At 50.2% G+C, this 23,199-nt stretch carries 17 protein-coding genes; 9 read left to right on the top strand and 8 right to left on the bottom strand.

Annotated features, from left to right (window positions below; genetic code table 11):
* Window positions 1-6: 6 nt before the first annotated feature.
* Entirely contained in the window at window positions 7-2,508 is a 2,502-nt protein-coding gene (locus Mal48_RS16630) for a DUF1549 and DUF1553 domain-containing protein (RefSeq protein WP_145202058.1), read from the bottom strand.
* Window positions 2,509-2,801: 293 nt separating this feature from the next.
* Entirely contained in the window at window positions 2,802-3,803 is a 1,002-nt protein-coding gene (locus tag Mal48_RS16625) for a D-2-hydroxyacid dehydrogenase (protein WP_145202055.1), read from the bottom strand.
* A 933-nt stretch (window positions 3,804-4,736) separates the two neighbouring features.
* On the opposite strand from Mal48_RS16625, the gene Mal48_RS16620 reads away from it, so the two are divergent.
* The 4 genes from Mal48_RS16620 (at window position 4,737) to Mal48_RS16605 (ending at window position 8,156) form a co-directional block, all read left to right on the top strand.
* Entirely contained in the window at window positions 4,737-5,735 is a 999-nt protein-coding gene (locus tag Mal48_RS16620) for a DUF1559 family PulG-like putative transporter (RefSeq protein WP_145202052.1), read from the top strand.
* An 85-nt stretch (window positions 5,736-5,820) separates the two neighbouring features.
* Window positions 5,821-6,846, top strand: coding sequence for an IS110 family RNA-guided transposase (locus tag Mal48_RS16615; RefSeq protein WP_145200130.1), 1,026 nt, complete (start codon window positions 5,821-5,823; stop codon window positions 6,844-6,846).
* Window positions 6,847-7,021: 175 nt separating this feature from the next.
* On the top strand, window positions 7,022-7,225 hold the full coding sequence (locus Mal48_RS16610; RefSeq protein ID WP_145202049.1) for a hypothetical protein: 204 nt from the start codon (window positions 7,022-7,024) through the stop codon (window positions 7,223-7,225).
* Between the two features lie 463 nt (window positions 7,226-7,688).
* Window positions 7,689-8,156 carry a carboxypeptidase-like regulatory domain-containing protein gene (locus Mal48_RS16605; protein ID WP_145202046.1) on the top strand — a complete coding sequence of 156 codons (468 nt, stop codon included), beginning with the start codon at window positions 7,689-7,691 and terminating at the stop codon, window positions 8,154-8,156.
* A 59-nt stretch (window positions 8,157-8,215) separates the two neighbouring features.
* Here the strand turns inward: Mal48_RS16605 and larB are convergent, their stop codons facing one another.
* Window positions 8,216-8,992 carry a nickel pincer cofactor biosynthesis protein LarB gene (larB, locus tag Mal48_RS16600; RefSeq protein WP_145202043.1) on the bottom strand — a complete coding sequence of 259 codons (777 nt, stop codon included), beginning with the start codon at window positions 8,990-8,992 and terminating at the stop codon, window positions 8,216-8,218.
* Between the two features lie 361 nt (window positions 8,993-9,353).
* Here larB and miaB point away from each other — a divergent pair, with 361 nt between their 5' ends.
* Complete coding sequence (gene miaB, locus Mal48_RS16595) at window positions 9,354-10,934, top strand: tRNA (N6-isopentenyl adenosine(37)-C2)-methylthiotransferase MiaB (RefSeq protein ID WP_231740025.1); 1,581 nt, start codon at window positions 9,354-9,356, stop codon at window positions 10,932-10,934.
* On the opposite strand, the gene Mal48_RS16590 is transcribed toward miaB, so the two are convergent.
* The 4 genes from Mal48_RS16590 to Mal48_RS16575 form a co-directional block, all read right to left on the bottom strand.
* Window positions 10,866-11,348 carry a PGPGW domain-containing protein gene (locus Mal48_RS16590; protein ID WP_145202040.1) on the bottom strand — a complete coding sequence of 161 codons (483 nt, stop codon included), beginning with the start codon at window positions 11,346-11,348 and terminating at the stop codon, window positions 10,866-10,868. The two genes, miaB and Mal48_RS16590, sit on opposite strands and share 69 nt — an antisense overlap.
* A 170-nt stretch (window positions 11,349-11,518) precedes the next feature.
* On the bottom strand, window positions 11,519-12,223 hold the full coding sequence (locus Mal48_RS16585) for a response regulator transcription factor (protein ID WP_145202037.1): 705 nt from the start codon (window positions 12,221-12,223) through the stop codon (window positions 11,519-11,521).
* Complete coding sequence (locus tag Mal48_RS16580) at window positions 12,204-13,865, bottom strand: sensor histidine kinase (RefSeq protein WP_145202034.1); 1,662 nt, start codon at window positions 13,863-13,865, stop codon at window positions 12,204-12,206. The genes Mal48_RS16585 and Mal48_RS16580 overlap by 20 nt, the downstream gene beginning before the upstream one ends.
* Window positions 13,866-14,226: 361 nt before the next feature.
* Entirely contained in the window at window positions 14,227-15,621 is a 1,395-nt protein-coding gene (locus Mal48_RS16575) for a vWA domain-containing protein (RefSeq protein ID WP_145202031.1), read from the bottom strand.
* Window positions 15,622-16,059: 438 nt separating this feature from the next.
* Between Mal48_RS16575 and Mal48_RS16570 the strand changes: the two genes are divergently transcribed.
* The 4 genes from Mal48_RS16570 (at window position 16,060) to Mal48_RS16555 (ending at window position 21,709) form a co-directional block, all read left to right on the top strand.
* A complete protein-coding gene (locus tag Mal48_RS16570) occupies window positions 16,060-17,982 on the top strand; it encodes an ABC transporter substrate-binding protein (RefSeq protein WP_145202028.1) in 1,923 nt (640 codons plus the stop codon).
* A gap of 55 nt (window positions 17,983-18,037) precedes the next feature.
* Window positions 18,038-19,027: an ABC transporter permease gene (locus Mal48_RS16565; RefSeq protein WP_145202025.1), complete on the top strand. Its 990-nt coding sequence runs from the start codon at window positions 18,038-18,040 to the stop codon at window positions 19,025-19,027.
* Window positions 19,028-19,059: 32 nt separating this feature from the next.
* Window positions 19,060-20,121, top strand: a complete 1,062-nt coding sequence (locus Mal48_RS16560; RefSeq protein ID WP_231739638.1) for an ABC transporter permease — start codon at window positions 19,060-19,062, stop codon at window positions 20,119-20,121.
* 277 nt (window positions 20,122-20,398) lie between these two features.
* On the top strand, window positions 20,399-21,709 hold the full coding sequence (locus tag Mal48_RS16555; protein WP_145202019.1) for a beta-ketoacyl-[acyl-carrier-protein] synthase family protein: 1,311 nt from the start codon (window positions 20,399-20,401) through the stop codon (window positions 21,707-21,709).
* Between the two features lie 102 nt (window positions 21,710-21,811).
* On the opposite strand, the gene Mal48_RS16550 is transcribed toward Mal48_RS16555, so the two are convergent.
* Entirely contained in the window at window positions 21,812-23,194 is a 1,383-nt protein-coding gene (locus Mal48_RS16550; protein WP_145202016.1) for a sensor histidine kinase, read from the bottom strand.
* Window positions 23,195-23,199: the final 5 nt, after the last annotated feature.

Below are 23,199 nucleotides of genomic sequence, written 5' to 3'. Positions count from 1 at the left end.
TTTTCATTAGTGGTTGAACAAAAATTCCTTGGTGTTAATCAAGGCCCACAAAATGTCTTCGTAGGCGATCTTTTCGTTCTCTTTATTCTTGTCGATGTGCCCTTGGGCAATCTGGAGTTCTTCAGCGTCAGGCTCACGAGCGTAGACCCAACGGTACAATTCCTGAATTCGTTCCGCATGAGGTCGGTCTTTCTGTGTCGCCAGTGTGGCAGCACGTCCGGTGGCGGCACTGATCTTGTTCTGCACTTCGCTGCTGTTCAGCAAATGCAGGCTCTGAGCCAGGTTCGCTTCCTGAGAGCGTTCGCACTCGCAGGCAGTGTCGGCTTGAGGTTGTCCGAAGACTTTCAAGAAGTATGGACCGATCGAAGCATCTGGAAGTTGAACCGCGCTGGTTCCCTGCGGCATGCCAGTATAATTTTGAGTCGTGGCGGTGACCTGATGGAATCCATCATACAACGATTCTGCTGTCAGCCGTTTTGGGTAGTAGCGTGAGAAGTTCTGTTTGTCCTTCAGGTTGAAATCGTTCGGGTATGCACTGAGCTGGTATGTCGACGAATTGCAAATCGTGCGGACCAGTTCTTTCAGGTCAAATCCAGAGTCAATGAAGTGCTTCGCGAGACCATCCAGAAGTTCTGGATTTGAAGGTGGGTTCGTTTCCCGCATGTCATCTTCGGGTTCAACAATTCCGCGGCTGAAGAAATGTTTCCAGTAGCGGTTTGTCAGAGATTTTGCAAAGAATGCGTTGTCAGGCTGTGCCATCCAAGAGGCCAAATGGAAGCGAGGGTCACGATCGGGAGCAACATTGAATGGATCGCTACCGAGGGCCATCGGTTTGAGTTGAACACCGCTTCGAGGGTTTGGTGTTTGTGCGACACCTTCATTGTGGAAGATGCGTCGGTCCCGCAAGTTTGTCTGAACCCCTGCAGTGAGCTTCTTCTTGCCAACTCGACTAAAGAAAGCGGCCAATCCGTAGTAGTCGTTTTGGCTCCACTTTTCGAATGGATGGTGATGGCAGCGAGCACATTGAATTCGCACTCCCAGGAAGAGTTGGGCAACGTCTTCCACCTGTTGGTTGGCATCTGAGACTTCACGATACCAGATAACAGGAGGATTCATCGTTGGATCACCGGAGGCGGTGACGATCTCTTTCACAAATTGATCATAAGGTTTGTTGTCATACAAACTGTTCCAGATCCAGTCATGGAACATGTACGTTCCTGTCTTGTCCTGTGCCTGCCTCTTTTTGTTCCGCAGAACCATGTTCCATTTGTTTGCGAAATAGTCTGCGTATTCCGGGCTATCGAGGAGTCGATCAATCAGCTTGCTGCGTTTGTCGGTACTTTGATCGGACAGGAAGTCTTTGACCTCTGTTTCTGTCGGAAGTGTTCCGGTGATGTCGAGATGAACACGCCGCAGGAATGTGGAATCGTCGCTGAGAGGTGATGGTGGAATTCCGAGCAATTTCAATTTGTTGAATACTGCTTCATCGATAAAGTTCTTGACGGGTGGAGTGCTGGCGACTTCTGCACCGAGTGGAATTGTTGCTCGGAATGTAGCGACCTGGCCTTGGTAGCGTGCCATGATGGCCACTTCTCCAGAAAGGTCGAGAGTGGTTACAAGACCTGATTCATTCACTTCAGCCAATTCTGTGTCGTTCGGTTCGAACAGAGCCATTCGGGTGACATCTTCGAGTCGCCCGTCGCTGTACGTGGCGTAAACCGTGACTTGCTGTTGTTCATTTTGACTTAAGACACGTCCTTCTGGGTAACATCGAATTCCGGTGACGACAGGATCAGTCGGCTCACCATAAGGGGTTCCTTTTTCGATCCAGCGGCGAATGATGCGGTACTCGTAAGAGTCTTTTTCCATTCGTTTTCCGCCACCATGAGGTGAGGCACCGATTGGTTTTGTGAGTAGCAAACTCCGATCAGGAGCAGGCGGAAAGATTCGGCGTCCACGACTTTCTTTCACAAGGAATTCGTAGTCATCTTCAGGATAGAATCCCAGCAGAGAGAGCTTGAAACCGTTTTGACCGCTTGCTTTTCCGTGGCAACCACCACTGTTGCAACCGAGCTTAGTAAACACGGGAACGATCTGATCCTTGAAATTCATCGGACGATTGCCCGCGAAGTCCTCCACGTGAACAGAAGCGGTTACCGTTTTTCCGGAGAGAGAGGCTGTGACTTGAGCAGTTCCATCTTTGAGTGGGGTCAGCAGCCCTGTCTCATCAATTGTGAGGATGTCGGCCGGCTCAATTTTGAACTCAGCTGTTCGAGTCGCATCGGAAATGCGGCCGTTTGTGTGATTGGCGTTCACCAAGAGTTGAACACGGGCATCCTTTCCGACAATTTTCAAATCTGAGCCGAGGTTCGGACCAATCGAAAGAGATTCGACCGGGCTGAGTGATGCCGCCGAGTCATCTGCGCTCAGCGAAGTTGAACTCAGAGAAGGGCCGAAAGCCAAAAGACTGAGGGCACCGGCGAGACGAAAGAATTGAAACAGCTTCATTCCATGACCTCATATCAAGGCTTGAATTGCGTCTTGCAAGGATAGTTGAAGACAAGCAAAAACAATGTTTGAAATTAACAACATCCATCGATGAGTCAAGAATTCCTGACTGGGGCATCGCTGGAAGGGTGGGGTTCTTGGGGTATTCTGCGGGTCGTAACAGGTAAGTGAGCCGTGTGACTCAAATAGGTTGGGATGCTTCAACGAATCATACTTTATTGATACCAGACTGGCTAGCGCGAGTCAAAGAATGACGCGATTTTTGAGATTCAGGCGACTCTGTCGTGGGCAATTCAGAACCAATTTTTCTTGTCGACAAGCGTTGCAGGGAGTTCTCCTGCGACATGACGACGGACATTTTCAAGCAAGGTTTCCAAGTGTCTCTGAGGGACATGCGTCGACGCAGCCGCCACATGTGGCGTGATAATCACGTTCTCCATGCTCCACAGTGGATGTCCGGATGGCAGCGGTTCTATCTCGAAAACGTCGAGTGCGGCTCCTGCGATTTCGTTCGATTGCAAGGCTTCTGTCAGATCCGCAAGATCGATGATCATTCCCCGACCAATATTGATCACCCAGGCAGACGGTTTCATTTTCTGAAATTGCTCAGTACGGAACATCTTAATTGTTGCTGGGGTTTGAGGAGCTGCGATCGCAACGAAATCACTTTCTGCCAAGAGATCATCCAAACCTTCCAGGCTCCAAACATCTTCAAGAATACCGGGCACACTTTTGACGATGGGGTCGACACCAAGCACGGTCATTCCGAACGCTTTCGCTCGTTTGCAGATTTCGGCACCGATGCTGCCAACGCCAACCACGCCGATTGTGCAATCGGAGAGGTGCATGTGCCGACGATCAATTTCGCTTTCTGTTCCAACTGCACTCGCGAGTGTGTCCTGGTCGGGAGCGGTGCCGATCGGATTCCAGATTTGCTCGCTCTGCTGGCGAAGGTAGATGTGTAGATTCCGGGCGATGCATAAGATGTATCCAAAGACGTGATCGGCAATCACATCGTAGAACAGTCCTCGCATATTACTCAGCTTGCAGGGATGCTCGACCAGTTCCGGAAAGACATAGTGTTCCAGGCTCGCTGTCGGGGACTGCACCCACTTTAGTTGCTCAGCTTGTTCCAGAAGCTGCGGCGTGATCTTTCCAATGAATCCCGTGGCGTCGACGATTTCTCTCGCAGCTTCTTTTTCTGATTGACAATTCACCAGCGGGACTGACTCTGCTGCGTTGCGAATTTTCGCCAGACGGACTTCGTCGACGGGTGGGTAAAGAATGATCTTCATGGAAGCCTTTGCCTCAGAGGTTGAAGAAGGTCTGGTCTGAATACTTCCGCACTGAAGTTTCCACTACTCTCGAGCGTTTTCAGTGCTTGCCGTTTCCGTGGAGGTCACTGTCATGCTTTGTCATACTTTTCGCACTCTCATGAACTGATCACCACGAGTTCAACGGTATTCTTAGGTCTTCGTCGTATCAACGAACCTGTAGAGGAAATCTCAAGACATTCGCGGGAAGCTTCAGGCCTGTTAAGTCTGGGTTTCTCTGCTTCACGTGCGGGTGTCGGAGCTGCGAGAGGGGGCGTGACTGTTGGTTCAAAATCTGAATGTGAATCTGGGAGCAGGGCACTTGAATGAGTCGTTGTTCCGAGCGTGCAGTGCGAACTGCTTTGGTCTGGTTTTCTGGTACGTCGGCGCCGTTCGTGATGGTTTGCGGGTACGTATGCTGGTGGGTTGATGCGTTGGGTAGTTAACGGCGAATCGTAATGATAAAGAGCGTTTTATATTGAGGTCGTAGTCAGCGTTTAAATAAACTGTTTTTATTCGAACACTTCTCGCTAATCATCAGTGTCAACAAATTCGATGAACAGAATCGCGGGTTGAAGCAATTCTCGCTTTGGAACGGTGATTTTTGATCTGTTTTCGGCACGTTTCGTGCATGAGGAAAATTTTGTTCTGTTTTTTCCAACTCATGCAGAAACTAATGAGTATTAAGTGGTGTTAACATTAGTGAACTCTGTTTGTTGGTTTGGCAAGCCTCGGCAGGATTTCGAAATCTCATAAACCAGAAGTAATTCGGAACCGTTGTCAGCGGTCCCTGGTATGGGGACCTGTCTCAGAGGCTTCAGAACGATTCGCGACAACGGGAAAAGTTTGTCATAAGTCATTTGTCAGTTGAGCTTTTGGTTTTTTTCCATGTTTCTATTCTAGTAAAGGTGCAGCATGAAAATTGATTGGTTGAACTCACGATTCTCGCGGCGGAAGCAGCGGGGATTTACCCTGATTGAACTGTTGGTGGTGATCGCAATTATTGCGATCCTGGTAGCATTGCTGCTTCCTGCGGTTCAACAAGCACGTGAAGCGGCTCGACGCTCTCAGTGCAAGAACAACATGAAGCAAATTGGACTCGCTCTGCATAACTACCATGATGCAGCTGGTATGTTTCCTTACGCGACAGCCCACGCATCGTCGAATGCTGGAACCCCAACAGGAACACAGATTTTGAATCATTCAGGATGGCCAATGTTGTTGCCATACCTCGATCAAGGCCCTCTCTACAATCAATTCGAATTCACTTGGGCGACAGGGATTCGAAATCAGAATGGTGGAGTGATCGTTGGTGGAGAAGATCCAAATGTAAACACGAACTTGAACCTGTCTAAGCAGATTTTAACCGTTCTTCTTTGCCCTTCTGATGATGGCCCGCAGACGTACGCGAGCGCGAATGCTTCATACGGGTGTGGGGTGACTAATTCCGCAAGAAGTTCTTACGGATTCAGTGTCGCACGTGGAAACGGAGGCGCATTGTGGGCTGCCGAGAGCCGACTGACACGTGCTATGTTTGGCTTGAACTCATCGAGCCGTTTTCGTGACCTCAAAGATGGAACATCGAACACCGTTGCAGTCGTTGAAACAACTCTCGATGTTGATGATGGTGAGACCCAATCCTGGGCATGTTCATCCCACGTCGGACAGGGTGTGAATCTCGCAGCCTCACGCGGGATTAACAATTTCCGATGCTGTGCCTGGAGATCTCCACCAAATCTTCAGTTCCAACCTGGTCGAAACGGTGAATGGGGTGAACCCGGAAGCCTTCACGTTGGTGGAATTCAAATTTTAATGGGAGACGGTTCAGTTCGCTTCCTGTCTGAAAATGTTGATTCCGTTACTCGTGTTAACCTCGCACGAATTAACGACGGAAATGTCATCGGCGAGTTCTAGAACAGTTTGAAACTATGTAGGAAGTCTCCGTCAATCGGGTATTGTGGAACTGTTTTTTTCACCACCCCGATCTCAGGAGACGACTATGTTTTACGTTGGATTAGACGTTCACACAACACAAATTACGGTTTGCGTCCTCAAGAACAACGGAAAGGTTCACAAGCGATGGACGGTTCGCGAGCTCAAGCAGTTGATCGAAACGCTTTCCAAGCTGACCGAGCCGTTTCAGGTCTGTTTCGAGGCGAGTTGCAATTACGGCTGGCTGTCCGAAGCACTCAAGAAAGTGGCTCTGCGGGTGGTGGTCGCGCATCCCGGACAACTCAGATTGATCTTCAGATCGCACAAGAAGAACGACCGCAACGATGCCGAAAAGCTCGCCAAGCTGTTGTATGTCGATCAACTTCCCGAGGTCCATGTCCCACCCGCCGACGTCCGGGCGTGGCGGGAATTGGTCACCTTCCGCAAGCGAACCATCGAAAAGCGAACCCGAGCCAAGAATGGAATTCGAGCCTTGTTAAGATCATTGGGAATCAAAGCTCCCACGCGACCTGGTCTCTGGACCAAAGCAGGGATGCAGTGGCTCAAAGAACTGACATTCGAACAATCGCTGCTGGCAATAAAACGAGACATACTTGTCCAGGAAATCGATTTTTTGACAACGCAGGTGCAAAGGCTCGAAACCGAATTGAAAAAATTCTCCCGGGACAACCCCGCTGTCTTTCAGCTGCAATCGATTCCGGGAGTTGGTCTGCGAACCGCCGAGACAATGGTCGCATTCATCGACGATCCGCATCGCTTCAAAAGCAGCAAACAGGTGGGAGCCTACTTCGGTCTGGTTCCGACCCAGGATCAATCGTCGGACAAGAACCGCCTGGGACACATCACTCGACAAGGCTCTGCGGCAGCTCGTGCGATGTTGACCGAAGCCGCCTGGCAAGCGATCCGCCGATCGGCAACGGTCCGAGCCTACTTCGAGAGAATTCAACGCGACGATCCGGCACGCAAGAAAATTGCCTTGGTGGCGACGTCACATTACTTGTCACGAGTCATGTGGGCGATGCTCAAACATGGCACACTTTGGAAAGAGGCCGTTCCTGCGGTCAGTGCCTGAGCCCGACTCGAGCTCAGCAAAAGAGACCGTCCCATTCACCACACCATCACCTGGGTCTCAATTTGAGTTGCAGACCCAGGCCAGGGCGAGGCGAAAGGGACTCACGCAAGATCATTTTATAGTAAAATCACAGCAGTAGAGTGTTCAGAGTTTCACGTCGAGATGGAGAGTGGGATTGCAGTTGGATCCCGTGGTAGAGCATGGTCTTCGAGACCGTCAGTTTGAATGGGACCGACCGAATCATGTCTATTGGCGCCTCACTTCGGTGAGTGATGCCGGATGGATGCCTGGAAAATCCCGCAATCGTCTCACTCCCGACTTGACAGAAACTTCCTCATGGATGCTCTACCGAGTGCCCGTGAAGAACTCATTTCTCTAGTAAAGATGCTGTTCGCCACGAGGCAGGTCCTGCGAACCAGTTCGAAAGATGCTCTAGAACCAGTCCGGAAATCTCTGGAATCGCTGTTTTTCTCAACGTTTGAGAGAGCGGTTTCAGGTTTCAGGATCAGTTCTGATATTTACGGAAATCGTATTTGCTGTCTGTCTCGTGGGGTTTTGCGTTGTTCATGAGAGAGCCGTTCCTCCACGGCGACAGAAAGCATGGATGTGCTCTACATCAAGATTTATAGGCTTAGCGGTGGCTCGTTTTGACGCACACCGAGTGCACAATAACGATGCAGCTTTGCCTGAAAGTGTAGACCGTAGGTGAAGTCGGAATGGACCAACCGGGGATTTTTTAGATTCGAGAGCATCTGAATCTCACGTTGGTTCAACCATTTTACCACTCTGTAAAACTCCCCCTGAATAGTTCAACATCACTCATCAAGCTAGAAAACCTCGCAATGCAACGTCAATCACTTATTTCAGGCTTAGTGCTCACCAGTCTTCTGATTCCCGCCATGTTGAGTGGTTGTAGTAAGAATGATGGATACGAAAAGCCAGGAGCATTGGTTCAAATTGATGGAACCGTCACTCTCGATGGTGCTCCCTGGCCCGGTGGAACCATGAGCTTTCTTCCACAAAAAACAACGACTGGCACTGGTGGTTTCGCAATCACCGATGCAAGCGGGAAATTTACAGCAACGCACTTTTCGATGGAGCCAGGACTTGAGGCGGGGACGTATGACGTCACGTTTTCGAAGTTGACTCTTCCTAATGGTGATCCAATTCCTGAAGGAAAAGACGCAGCTGATGTTGGGGCAGTCGAATCGATGCCACCACGTTCGGCAAACGTGCAACCTGACGGCAAACATGTTTTGGTTGTCACAGCGGAACCTCAAACTGTCAACTACGATCTCAAATCCAAGTGATCGAAGCTCAAGATTCAAAAAGCCCACGATTCAGTGATCGTGGGCTTTTTTTGTCTACGTCAAGACTGTTGTTTCGTGGGACGTTGCGCAATCATTCCGGCCAGATAGGCGGCTTTGAAGCCAGCATCAATGTTGACGACTGCGACATTCGAGGCACAGCTGTTAAGCATGCCGAGTAACGCTGCCACTCCTCCGAAAGCTGCTCCGTAACCGACGCTAGTTGGAACTGCGATGACCGGGCAGCTGAGCCAGCCCGCCACAACAGATGGCAAAGCTCCTTCCATTCCTGCGACAACCACAACGGCATCACAGTCTGTTAATTTGTGTTTGACGCCCAGGAATCGTTGAGGACCTGCAACGCCGACATCCATTAAGAGTTCCGCTTCGACGTTCATCCAGCGAAGTGTTTCCAATGCTTCCAGCGCAACGGGACGATCAGACGTTCCAGCAGTCACAATTGCAACGCGACCTGCTCGCTGATCGCGCAGTTGAATGCGCACTGTTCGTGCAACTGTATCGTAAATCGCACCGGGGAAATTTTTTTTCAAAGATTCTCCCTGCGATTCAGAACATCTTGTTGCCAGACAGTTCTGATTGGCGGAGAGGAGTGCCTGAAACCCTTCATTGAGCGCTTCGAGGCTTTTCCCCGGAGCGTAGATCACTTCCGGATAGCCGCAGCGATCGAGGCGTTCGAGATCGAGCCGAACTGTTTCATCCGCCTGAGTGGGCGTCGATTCGAGCTGTTGAAGTATTGATTTCTGAATCTCGTCGACCGAACGCGACCCACTTGCGAGCTCATCAAGTAAATCAGTGAGGATTTTCGGGTGGATCGTCATAATGGAGATGGGAGTTATGAGTTAGCGAAGCTGAGCAACCAGTTTCAGGACTGATGTGTCTCTGTTTATCTGAGATGTTGCTTTGATTCTGGTGAACGACGGCGAACCTGCCAGGTTCGCTAAATTCGCATGGTATTCAAAGCTTGGTAGAACGCTACTCTACCGATTTCGTGGATTCACAGCGAATCTTTCTCGGCCTGCATCAATTCCTGGTCGGAGTCTGCCTCGATTTGCCTTTCCTATTCCTCTTGAACAAGTCACAATGAGCGCCAACATCCGAGCCAACGCGGCCTCGGTATGGCTATCTTTTTATCTATGCACGCTTATTTGTTGCGATTCGAACCTGAACGAAATCAGTCCCATGGAACATAACGGGAAACTTTATATCGAAACTGTCGGCTGCCAGATGAATGTTCTGGACAGCGAGCTCGTCGTGGCTGCACTCAAGCAGCAAGGTTATGAATTGTGCGACGATCCGAAATCAGCGGATACTGTTTTGTTCAATACTTGCAGCGTGCGCGAACATGCAGAACACAAAACGTACAGCTCTGTCGGTCGTTTCAAGTACGGAAAGCGAAAGCGTCCGAATCTTGTGATTGGAGTGATCGGCTGTATGGCTCAGCAGGATCAGCAAACGGTTTTCGACAAGGCTCCGCATGTCGACCTGGTTGTTGGAACGGGACAACTGGCTGAGATTCCGTCCCTCGTAGACCAGGTCCGCAAGACTCGCAAGAAAACGTTGGCTGTCTCTTTAAATCGCAAAGAAGGGTCACGTGATCAGGTCGCCGGAACTTTTGAAAGTTACGATCCACTTCGCGATCCAACAATGCGTCCGAGTCCATGGCAGGCGTTTGTACGGATCATGATTGGCTGCGACAAGTTTTGCACTTATTGCGTCGTCCCGAATACGCGTGGGCCGGAGCAGTCACGATCTCCGAAGGAGATCGCTTCGGAAGTGAGAACGCTCGCTGATCAGGGAGTGAAGGAAATCACGTTCCTCGGTCAAACTGTCAATTCCTACAAGCATACCGAAGATGGCAAGCAAAGCCGCTTGGGCGATCTGCTCGCACTCGTTCACGATACGCCGGGGATTGAACGGCTCAAGTTTGTGACCAACTATCCCAAGGATATGACGACCGATCTTCTGGAAGCAATTCGTGACTTGCCGAAAGTTGCTCGGTATCTGCATGTGCCGTTGCAACATGGCTGCGATGAGCAACTCAAGCTCATGAAGCGTGGTTACACGGTGGACGACTATCGCGAAATGATGGGGCGAATCAATGAGATCCTGCCTGGTTGTGCGGTGTCCAGTGACTTTATTGTCGGCTTCTGTAAAGAGACTGATGAGTCCTTCGAGAAGTGCCTCGACGCGGTTCGAGAGTTCCGTTTCAAGAACAGCTTCATCTTCAAGTATAGCCCACGCCCCGGCACGAAAGCGTTCAGCCTGTACGAAGACGATGTGCCCGAAGAAGTGAAGAAACGTCGGAACAACGAGTTGCTTCGGTTGCAGAATGAGATCAGCGGGGAAGACAACGCGGAGTTCGTCGGACGGACGGTTGAAGTGCTTGTCGAAGGTCCGAGTAAGCACGCCGTCAAACTGAATCGAGAGAAGGCAGAGGCTGAAACTCTTGAGCAAGCAGACTTGCCCGGTTGGCATGGTGGAGCGGAACCGGTTGGCTATCCTGCCAGCCATCCCGATGAAAACGATCTTGTGCAAATTGATGGAGTAGCGAGCAAGCCTCGTCCGGAAATTTCACCGAAACAGCAACTCGTCGGCCGCACAAAGTGTGACCGTATTGTTGTGTTCGATGGGAATGAGCGTCTCGCTGGAACTCTCGCAGAGATTGCGATTCACGATGTCACCCAAACAACCTTACTTGGCGACATCATTACCCGTCACGTCCAACCGGGATCGACCGAGCTGTTGCCGATCATCGTTTGAGGAACCTTCAAATCCTAGAACGAGTTCAAAGACCAGTGGCGGTTTTTTCGCTTTGCGGCGAATCCAGTTCATTGTTTTTCGGACACTCTTTCGTTCAAGAATCCAACGCAGAATCCGATTTTTTCCCGGGAACGCCATTAGCGACAGCCCAAGCAGGATGGTGATCACCCCCTGTCCTGGAAGCACCAGCATGGCGACTCCGGAGGCAATCAGCAGGATTCCAAACAGATTACGTACCAGCAGCCACAAGTAATGGACAAGATGGTTCGCGTGCCGCACTCCAACATTGTGCGTCAGAAAATAATCATATGGAAGGCGGATGATTAACCAGGAAACAAACCATAAGCTTCCCAGAAACATCAAGACCGACGCTCCGAAAATCCAGCCTCCCCAGTCCGTGAAAAATTCCTGCATCCTGAAAAAACACCTTATTTTAGAACTGGTCCTGAAACGTGAAAATGCTCTCTCAAACGTTGAGGAAAGCGGCTATTCCAGAGGTTTTCGGACTGGTTCTAGAGACACGGCTGACTGAATCGCATGTTATGGAAATTCCATGACACGCAAAAGTGATGCCGTGGTTGTGATCAGCTCGATGCTTTTGATTCCGCTGGGACTTCAAACCGGTATCCAACCCCGTGAACTGTCTGAATCAGCAGAGGATGTCTGGGGTCGACTTCAACTCGCTTGCGGAGTTGTGAGATGTGTTGATCGAGCGTTCGGCTGCTAGGCAGGTATCTTTCCCCCCAGGCAACCTTGAACAATGTTCGCCTGTCAACAGCTTGCCCGGGACGCGAGTGTAAGAGTTCGAGGATTTTTACATCACGCAAGCTTAACTCGATGACGGCCTCGCCTCGCTTGGCTCGGAGTTCTGCGGGAAAGACTTCCAAATCATTCATCATGAATGGTTGAGGTGGTGTTGGTTGGCTCCCCATCGCGCGTCGTGTGACAGCTCGAATCCGGGCGATCACTTCGCGAACACTAAACGGTTTCGAGATGAAGTCGTCTGCACCCAGCTCAAACCCGACGAGCCGGTCCACTTCTTCTGATTTGGCACTGATAAAGAGAATTGGCAATGTGGGTGACAGGGCACGAATTTTTCGGCAGACTTCAAAGCCACTCTGCTCCGGCATCATGATGTCCAGGCAGACACAGTCTGGTTGATGAGTTTCAAACATCTTCATGGCAGTGCGCCCGCAACCGGCTGTGAAAACTTGATAGCCTTCTCCCCTCATCACTTCTGCGAGACCATCGCGGGTGTAGATATCATCCTCAGCGATCAGAATCTTCATTTCTTTCTCCTGCTGTGACGACCGTTCCCAGGGTGACAGTGAATTCTGTTTGTGACTTCGACGAATTCATATGGACATCTCCACCATGTAATCGCGCGAGAGACCTCACAATCGTGAGTCCGATTCCGGTCCCAGCCGACTGGCTGAGATCGTTCGATGCTCGCCAGAACGGTTCAAAAATCTGGTCGCAATGTGAAGGCGCAATTCCCGGCCCACGATCGGTCACGCTGATGGTTACTTCTGTTTCTGATTGAGAGCTGCGAATTTTCATCCAGTTCCCATCCGCAGCGTATTTCTCGACATTGCTGATCAGGTTTCCAAGGATCTGTTCAAGAATATCGGCGTCGAGAGAAACCGGGTGCGAACTCTGTAAGTCGAGCTCAACTGCGATCTGTTTTTGTTCTAAAGAAGGTCGAAAACTATCGACAACATTCTGGATGATGTCATCGGCTACGACCTGGTTTCGGCAGACTTGCAAGGTCTGTTTTTCCTGCCGAGCGAACGTGAGGACGTTTCCGATCAGCCGTGTCAGTCGTTGCGATTCTGAGAGGATCACGTTGAGTCGGCTGCGCGAATGCGATGTGTCCGGCTCCAGAGAATCAAAGTCATGCTCCAGGAGTTCCGCATACATCCGAATGTTGGTCAATGGTGTGCGTAATTCGTGCGAAACCTGATTGACGAAACTGACACGACGAGCCGCTTCCCGTAATTCGTGGCCGTATTGTCGATCAATTGCGTAGGCCAACCCTATCAAGGCGAACCCGCTTAATACGAGACCAGCCATTAAGTTGAATGTCCCACTTTGCCCGGCTGTCATGAGATTCAAAGGAACATAGGTTTGAAGTTGCCATGCAGAGAGCGGGGCTGCGAGGCGATACTCGGCAGCAGGCAACTCTTCGAGAGCCGGTGAGTACGCTCCCCATTTGTAAATCACTTCACGGCCAGATTCAACAATTTGATGCCGAGACAAAGTTGACTTCGAATCGATGACCGGGACAGGTGTGTCCGGAAGTTTGGCAATGACATCAGCGATCCAGCGGGATCGATCAACGGCCACTCCCACGATGTGATTATTAGGCCTTCTTTGCCAGTAGATTAAATTGATTCCCGGCCCCCAGTACCAGACAAACCAGTCTCCGGAATTTTGCGTCTCGGTCTGACTGACGCCTTTCTGTTTTTTGCTCAATTTCTGGTAAGACCCTTTGTCGTTTGCGTCACGATTGGGGGCTCGACTTGTGCGCTGGGAACGTTGAATTTGTCGATCGTTGATGAGGTCGGACGCTTTCAGAAGGAAGTCCCTTTCGACAGCAGTCACTGGCCCAAGCGGAGATGGATAGATCAGAGCATCATCCGGGTTGATCACAAACATTTGAAATACACGAGCATCGTTGCGGGCGATGTCGCGGAGTTGATCGGCGTCGTATTCATCGATAGCGGTCAACTGCTGTAAATCGGCAGCGAACGCATCAAACTGTCCAGCGATCGAACGGTCGATCTCGGCGAGTTGATTCGTCAGCAGTTGTTGAATGTTCGCCTGCACACGTTCACGTTCGTGCGCAGCGAGACGAACTCCTCCCCACGCGAAAAGTCCAAGCGGGAGAAGTACGAGGAGCGCCAGTAGAAATTTGGACGAACGATTCACATTCAAAAGTGTACCAAGCTGTTCCTGATGAACGAAGAAATACGGAGAACTTATGTGCGGCCTGAGCAGGCTGTCAGAAAAAAACTTGTTCAAGGCATTGCCTTGCCCTGAACAAGTCTGTCGGTTCTCAGGATAATGGAGTGATCAAGAAATTGATTCTCGGAAAAGTGTCTCGATCCGTAGTGGCGTGGCTACGAACTTATTTGAAGCGGTTGAATATGAGGCTTCAATGGTTCGAATTTTCGTCTCTTTCGAACACTTACTTAGTCCCTGTCTTAGCGAGAATCTTCTTTCATTTGACGAATAGCTTGTTCTCACGAGACGGAACGCGTACACCATCTCCAAAAATGTTCTACGCGACTTAAGGATTTCTTGGAGTCGGTGGAGCGGGTGATTGGACTGGCTCCTGAACTTGCAACTTCGATGAAATCTCGGATGTGTTGAGGTCAATGGAATTCTGGAGGTACCGCATGTCTTTTCGAGCACGGTTCACATCTCGATTTTTGAGTGCCTGAACCTGAGCACCGTTCGAGATGATAATCGCTTCGAGCTTCGCGCTTCTTCCGAGTTTTTGGGCGTTCTCTTTCAGGAAAATATTGCTCTCTTCAAGCGTCCGGGCACACTTAAAGAGATCGCCTGCATCAAGGAAATCTGTCGCCAGTCGGTTTTGCTCATTTGCAACGAAGACAACAACATCTTCCATGACTTTCTTGTCCAGCGATTTTTCAACAAGTTTGTCCTTGTCGCTGAACTTCACAGATGCCGCACCGCTCAAACTGTCCGTCTTACCACTTTGCATGTTGTGGTAGTTCGCTGAAATTTTCGCGAGCGACAATTTTTGACCATTTTCTGATGGAGGGACTTCAACTTCCAGAACGACATGGCGGTTTTGCTTGCTATAGAGCTGATTGAACAGGAGCTGGATGTTCTGACCAGCGATCTCGGCATCATTGCCCAAGACACGAACTGGCCGAACTCCTTCGGGGACCACAATTTTGATGCTCACTTCTTGTGCGACAACCGAAGTGACGTCATCGAATTCGCGATTAAAGATGTCTGCGAGCTCTGTAGCACGTTCAATGAATTCATGATTTCCACCACTCTTACTCGCCAGTTGAGCCATCAGGTCTTCGTTGTAGTCGAGTCCTAAACCGAGTGTGGAAACCGAAATGCCTTCTTTTTTTAATGAGGCTCCCAAGGCTCCCAGTTCGCTTGGTGAACTCGGTCCTTCGTTTGCCAGTCCATCAGAAAGCAGGATGATTCTGTTAACTCGTTCTTTCTCGAGGAACTTTCGAATCTCCGCAGCCCCTTTGCTGACACCTGCAAACAACGCCGTCCCACCACCTGAGTTAACACCGGCGATGGCTGCTTTGACGTACGCTTTGTCTGTCAGCTTCGTTGCTGGAACCAAAACATTGACGGTCGTGTCGTAGGTGACCACGGTCACAATGTCGTTTGGGCCAAGGCGGTCAATCGCTCCCATGGCTGCCTCACGGGCTTTTGCAATCTTCTCACCACTCATTGATCCAGACTTGTCGAGAACAATGGCGACATTGACCGGAGCCCGCTCTTTGTCGGCTTTCATCTCGAAGCCTGTCACGCCGACGCGAATCCACGTCGTCTGTTTCTTTCCTGACTTGAGAACAGTGTAAGCCGGAGAGACGTCTAACGTGACCTGTTCCGCGTGAGTCGTCCCGGCGTGCATCAAGGCGACTGCCAGGCCTGTGACCATCATTGCTTTGAAATTCATCTTCATCGTTCGATTCCTTCTCAAGAGAACGTTTTCAAGCAGATCCCGAAATCTGGTGTCGACTCCCCGGAGTATAGGAAAGATTGACGACGTAAGGCTTCCGGATCGCGAAAAATGAACGGAGCGTTCATGACAGTTATTAGATGCAAAAACTGAAAGTGAGTGGTCAGGAACTCGTAAAACGAATGTAAGAATTCTGTAAGAGTTGAGAATCCGCCTTTTCCTCTGCTTCTTCTTCAGCCCCGGGCAGGGCCAGAAAAGCTCTGAGATTGCTCAAAAATTTTATGGCTCATTTTGCCTGAAACACCTTTCGCTCTTGTCGCAACTCGCCCTGTTTGCCAATATCCATCATACTGACCTCGGAATAGCCTGCTGTTTTTGGATTCGGCGAAGAATTCAACAGCGGAAACGGATTGAAGACCAGTTGCAAAGGATGCCTTCCCAATGCGGACCCGCGTATCGAGTTCCTCTCTCTTTTTGACACTTTTCTTTTCATTAGTGATTCTGTGTTCGGGGTGCCCCTCGAAACCCGACTATCCTGGTACAGGAGGAAGTGGGGAATCCACAGAAGAAGAAGTTCTTCTTGAACCCTTCGACGCCCCAGCTTTGGAAGAGTTGGACGCGAAAGTGAAGTGGGAAGATCGTCCTGTCTACAGTGCGATGGAGAAAACGCTTGAGGAGCAGGCGAAGGAAAAACCTTTAGCAACAGTCGAGGAAGCGCTGAAACTCAAGAATGTCTCGAACGAGACGAATGAGAAGATTCTCAGCGCCATGGGACAGTTGCCAAAGTCCGATAGCGTCATTGACTACGATGCCGAAATCAATCGATTGCTTCCAGCCGACATCAAATCATCAAACCCTGTGATGGGCAGTTCGACTTACGAATTCTGGGTGACTGGCCTGACCGGCTTTGGACTGTTTGGTATCGACAGAGTCATGGATCCATTTGCGCCAAGTGAAGTCGTTGTCTCTTGGCAAACGAGCGAAGATAAATTGTATGACAAAGTTGTCATTCGTGATGACCTCGTCTGGTCAGACGGGACTCCAATCACAGCCCATGATGTCGAGTTCTCTTTCAAGATGATCATGAACCCAAAGATTCCGATTCCAGCCGTTCGGACAGGGATGGAAACGATTCGCTGGGTCGAAGCGTACGACGACCATACGCTGGTTTATTTCCACAAAGACCCGCTGGCGACCAATGTCTGGAATCTTAACTTCCCTGTGGTCCCAAAACACATCTACGAAAAATCGATCGATGAAGACCCGACACTGGCAGATTCAGAGTATCACCAGAAATATGAAGAGAACCCGGTTTGTGGCGGTCCTTACAAAATGGTGAAACGCCTGAAGGGACGAGAAATCGTTCTTGAACGACGCGAAGACTGGTACATGTACAAAGGCAAACAGGTGCGAAGCAAGCCTCATTTCAAAACGATTCGCTTCAGAGTCATCGAAGATTCCAACACCGCTCTGTTGGCTCTCAAAGGGGGCAAGATCGAAGAGATGGAGCTTCAGCCTGAGCAGTGGACTGACCAGACCACAGATGATGATTTCTATAATTTGAATACGAAAGCCCGCGGCGAGCAGTGGGTCTATTACTACCTGGGGTGGAATATGCAAACACCCTTCTTCAAGGATAAGCGAGTCCGAAAAGCAATGTCGTATTCCGTTGATTATGACTACATTCTCAACACCCTTTGCTACGGCTTGTATCCTCAGTCGACGAGTGAGTATCACAAAGATTCGTGGGCGGGTCCGGTCAAACCGCGAACGCCATATAAACAAGATCTTGAGAAAGCTGCACAACTCCTCGATGAAGCAGGCTGGATCGATAACGACGGCGACGGAATTCGCGAGAAGGAAATCAACGGCAAGAAAATCAAATTCGAGTTTTCAATCATGTGTTCGACACAACAATTGAGGATCGACATCTGTACCTCCCTCAAAGAAAGTCTTGGTCGAATTGGTGTTTCTTGCACTGTGCAGCCAACCGAATTCACTGTCATGCAGGAGAGGGCTCGAGAAGGAAAGTTTCAGGCTCAGTTTGCCGGGTGGGGAACAGGAGCAGATCCATACTCGACGGAAAACCTCTGGAAAACAGGCGAGCAACGAAACTACGTCAGATACTCAAACAAAGAGGTTGACGAGTTATTCGCCAAAGCGAAATTTGAATTAGAGCGCGACAAGCGTGCAACGTATTACCGGAAGATCGACGACATCCTTTGGGAAGCGCAGCCGTACACATGGTTGTACTATCGGTCAGCATTCTATGGATTCAGCAAGGATCTGCGCGGGTACGAATTCAGTCCACGCGGTCCCTACAGTTACAGCCCCGGATTTGATTCCATCTACACGGAGCAATAACGCAACGTGCTTTTCAAGATGAAATGGATTGATTCGAGTATGTGGAAACTGTGACATGTTAAGTTACATCGTGAGACGGATCGCGATTGGAGCCTTTACGCTTTTATTAATCACGTTTGTGATTTATGGGCTCATTCGCAGTATGCCTGGGACTCCACTCACTGTGGATATGGCAGAGCAAGATCCGACCAAGCAAATGTCCGAGCAACGGCTCCAGGAACTCGCTGCGGCATACGGTCTAGATAAGCCGTGGCCGGAAGCGTACGTCCTGTGGGTCGGCAACGTCCTGCAGGGTGATCTTGGTCGCTCGTTCTCTCATAAAAAACCGGTCGCAGACATGATCGGAGAGCGGATCGGTCCGACCTTACTGCTCTCCGTTCCTTCCCTGTTGCTGACATTCATCCTGTCGATTCCGATCGGAATTTATTCAGCTGCCCGAAATGGACAAACCGACGAAAGGGTGATCAGTACGGTTTTATATATGCTGTACTCATTCCCCAGTTTTGTTGCGGCTCTATTTCTTCAGCTGTACCTGTCTGTCGAGTATGAGATCTTTCCGTTGTTTGGAATGGTGAGCGATAATTACGAATCGCTTTCAACATTCGAAAAGGTGAAAGACTTAGCTTGGCACGCGTTCCTGCCTGTGACGGTCTACACCTATGGCAGTCTCGCTTATTACTCTCGATTTGTTCGAGCAAATCTGCAGGAAGTGCTGCGGCAAGATTACATCCGGACAGCCCGCTCGAAAGGACTGGGTAACGTGAAGGTTTTGTGGCACCACGCATTTCGAAATACACTCATTCCACTCGTCACTCTCTTGGGGCTGACGCTTCCCTCACTTTTGAGTGGATCTGTGATCATCGAACAGATCTTCACCTGGCCCGGGATTGGACGACAGTTCTTCTTGTCAATTAACGACCGAGATTATCCGACCGTGATGGGACTGACCCTCATGTTTGCAGTTCTCACGTTGGCTGCTCAGCTGCTGGCTGATGTACTTTATGCCATCGTCGATCCAAGAATTCGATTGGACAGCCAGTCATGAATTCTCAACCTGAAACAACTATTGAAATTACAATGTTGAAGAAATCTCCGGGATTCTGGAAGGAAGCCTGGGGGCAGTTTCGTCAACGCAAGTTGGCTATGACGGCACTCGCGTTCGTGCTCTTTCTCGCACTGGTTGCATTTTTCTCGCCCGCAATCGTCGGAACGAAACCGATCATCGCGAAGTACAAAGGGAATCTCTATTTCCCTGCGATGGGATACTTCAGCCCGAGCTGGGAAGCCGTCTTTACCAAAGATCATTTTCAGAAGCGTTACCCCAACACGCTCAAAGAAAAAGACCCTGAAAGCTGGGCCATTTGGCCACTCAATTTTAACGATCCGACTCGACAAGTCGAAGAAGATGAATGGCCTGGTCGCCCCGCAAATCCGCAGGCTGGCGAGCCGTCGTCCCTCAATTTCTTTGGAACCGACACGCGAGGCGTTGATGTCTTTGCTCAGATGGTCCACGGGACACGGACCGCATTGCTGGTCGGATTTGTCTCGATGGGAATCGCCTCAGCGATCGGGATTACCCTGGGAGCACTTGCCGGTTTTTTCGGAGGTTGGGTCGATACGGTCATCAGCCGAATTATTGAAGTCGTAATGTGTATTCCGGCACTCGTGCTGATTCTGGCCCTCATTGCAGTCATTGAAAGCCCGAATATCTGGCAAATGATGGCAGTCATCGGAATGACTGGCTGGACCGGGATTGCGAGGCTGACCCGTGCAGAGTTTTTGAAGCTCAAGCAGATGGAATACGTCGCAGCTGCCAGAGTTCTGGGGGTTCCGAACACCCGGATTATGTACAAATATTTGCTTCCAAATGCCCTTGCTCCGGTCTTGGTTCCGATCACATTTGGGATCGCTGCGGCGATCTTGATCGAATCTGGACTCAGTTATCTCGGATTCGGGGCGCCTCCACCCAACCCTAGCTGGGGGAAGCTCTTACGTCTGGGGCAATCAAACTACCAGAACTGGTGGTTGATTCTTTTTCCGGGACTATCGATTTTCTTTACCGTCCTTGCGTACAATCTCATCGGAGAAGGTCTGCAAGAGGCAACAGACCCGCGACTTCGTGAAGGTGGCGGTAAGTAACACTCTTGTCGATGACAGGCTTTGAGGTCTCGGTTCAGGTTGTACTGGTTGTGTCGATTTTGCTGGTTGGAGTAGAATCTTCAGGCCAGCAATTCGATGGCGGGACGTTTCTATTGATGCGCTTGAAAAATCTGTCGATGATTCTGGAGTGACATGTTTTCGTCGATTTGAGATGGATTGGTCACGCATCAATCTGAGTCTATTTGTTTCATGGTCCCGATAATGTCGTTGACTGTGATGGTGGGGTTTGGCATTTTTTTTGAGATCACATTCTGTAATGAGTTCTACTAATCGAAATCGACGTGTGGTCGTGACTGGCATCGGGATGATTTCCCCGATTGGAAATAGTCGTGCAGACTTTGGTGAAGCTCTGCTTTCAGGGCGTTCTGGAATCGGCGAAGTTGAATCCCCTTCGCGGCATGTGGCATTTCATGGCGTTGGCGGTGAAGTAAAAGACTTTGATGAGAAGTCTCTGAAGAAGCAGTATTTCAAAAGCAAAGATCAAAAGAAAAGCATCAAGGTCATGTGCCGCGAAGTCCAGATGGGCGCCGCTGCAGCCTTATTGGCACTCGAAGATTCGGGGCTCGATCTCGAAGCAATTGATCACTCACGGCTCGGAGTCGACTTCGGCGCCAATCTGATGTTCTATCCGCCTGTTACGCTTGCGGAAGCGTGCCTGAGTTGCGTAGATGAAGAGAGTGGGAAGTTTGATTCGAATCGCTGGGGGGCGGATGGCCTCAAAGCGATGGAACCTCTCTGGATGCTGAAGTATCTGCCGAACATGCCTGCCTGTCATATCGGGATTTTCATCGATGCTCGTGGTCCGAATAACTCCATCACTTTGGACGAAGCGTCTCCTGGTGTTGCGATGACAGAAGCTCTCAACATCATTGAACGTGGAACAGCAGAGATGATGGTCGTTGGAGGAACCGGGACGCGATTGCACACGATGCGGACATTGCATTCACGGCTCTGGGACGAACTTGGTTACGATGCAGATGATGTTTCTGCTAGCTGCAAACCCTTTGATAAAAATCGAAGTGGTCAAGTCGTTGCTGAAAGTTCCGGAAGCTTGCTTCTTGAAGAAGAAGAGCACGCCAAGGCTCGCGGAGCCACGATTTATGCAAGACTGCACAGTGGAGCATCGTCTTGCGTCGCCCGAGCAGATGGGACAACCGATCAGGCTCAGGCCGTTGTCAACACAATTTCTGCGGGGCTCAAACGCGCGGGCCTTTCTGTAGCCGATCTTGGGCATATCAATGCTCATGGGTTAGGAACGACAATTGGTGATGCTGAAGAAGCCAAGGCTTATCGAACATTACTTCAGGATGTCAACGTTCCGATCACGTCCCTGAAAGGACAACTTGGGAACTCCGGAGCTGGAAGCGGATTTCTGGAGATTGCAGGTTCTATCCTGGCACTTCGCGAAGGGAAAATCCCTGGAACCCTTCACAGCTCATCTCCGGATGAATCACTGGGGATCGATCTTGTGGCTGGTCAGGCCAGGACAACCGATAACAAGCTGTTTGCGAGCGTGAACTTCACAATGATCGGCCAAGCGAGTTCGGTCATTCTCGAAGTTGCGTGAAGTGTCAGCCTGATCGCGGCATCCTGCTTATATTATGATGAAGCTGTCTGAACGCTCTCCCATGAGATGAGTGATTCATCGCATGAAAAGCATTGAAATGCTTTATTCGTCGGCAGGTAGTGTGACCCGGAAGACTGTTCCGAATTTGCGTGAAGATCGCACGAGTGATAGCTCACCATTGCTGGAGCGGACGATGTTTCGACACACAAACAAACCGAGCCCGGTTCCGCTGTTTTTAGTTGTGTAGTAAGGTTCGAAAATCCGGTGTTGGCTTTCAGTGTCGATCCCGTGACCATTGTCGCAAAAGTCGATCTCAACCTTCCCGTTTTGCGCACGCGTGATGATTTCGATCGTGCCCCCTTCCTCAGTTGCATCCAATCCATTCAAGATCAGGTTGAGAAAGACTTGTAGCACTTGATCCCGGATGGCAGTGATGGTGGGAAGGTTTTCAGGGAATTCCGTTTTTATGGTTTTCCCCTTCTTGCGTTTATAATACTTGGCAATGTCGAGTGCATTTCGCACGACCTCGTGAACGTCGATCTTCTGCGACACTTTTGTTCCAGGTCGTGAGAACTCAATCAATTCGCGGAGTGTTCTCTGAATTCTGCCGAGTTGTTCATCAATCAGACCAAGTCGCTCGTGCGTTTTTTCATCATGCTTTTTTCGATTCATCATCTGGACCAGCGAGCTAATTGCCGTCAGCGGGTTTCCCACTTCGTGAGCAATTCCCGCAGCGAGGAGTCCGAAGGCTGCCAGCTTTTCCTGTTGAATGAGCATTGCCTGCGACTGCTGTAACTCTCCTGTTCTGCGAGCGATGCGATCTTCCAACTCGAGGTTGAGGTTCGTTAAACGTCGACCAGTCCGGCGTAAAAGAATCGCGATGGAAGTCCCGGCCCACGTGACCCACCCCATGAAAATGAGCATCAGAATTAACGACTCATATTCGCGGCGTGATGTGATTTCCGACATATACGCCAAGGTTGAATAGCTGACCGCATGCAATGCAAATGTCGAATAGGTCACCGAGGGCGAATAGGTGAGTGCGCAGATCAGCAGGGAGAGAAAATAGTAGAAGCGAAAAGCACTATCGGTTCCATCATCGAAATAGCAGAGCAATCCAATGAAGACTGCTTCCATCAGGGAGATGAAGATCGGCACCCGACTGAGAAACACCTTCCCTTTCCTGTGCCATGTCAGGTCGAACAAGGCATAGGCAGCCCCGAGACTCAGGATTCCGTTGAGATAGGGGCGACTCTCGTTTGGTGACAGAACGTTGACCAGCAAATAGCCAACGATCAAACCAAACCAGCGAATGCGGAGCGTGATCGATTCCGCCATGAACTGCCAATCGACATCCACCTGATTCATCGGACTGGACTTCACAGATGGAGCAGATTCGTTATTCATGGAAGACTCGTTCGTGACCTCTTCAAGTGCTCTCAGAGACTCCTGAGCAGCCTGCCCGACGGTCGCCTGAATTGGCATCGGGC

Origin of the sequence: Thalassoglobus polymorphus, assembly GCF_007744255.1 — a bacterium.
In the GTDB taxonomy this organism is placed as follows: domain Bacteria; phylum Planctomycetota; class Planctomycetia; order Planctomycetales; family Planctomycetaceae; genus Thalassoglobus; species Thalassoglobus polymorphus.
This window is presented reverse-complemented; position numbering and strand designations above follow the sequence as displayed.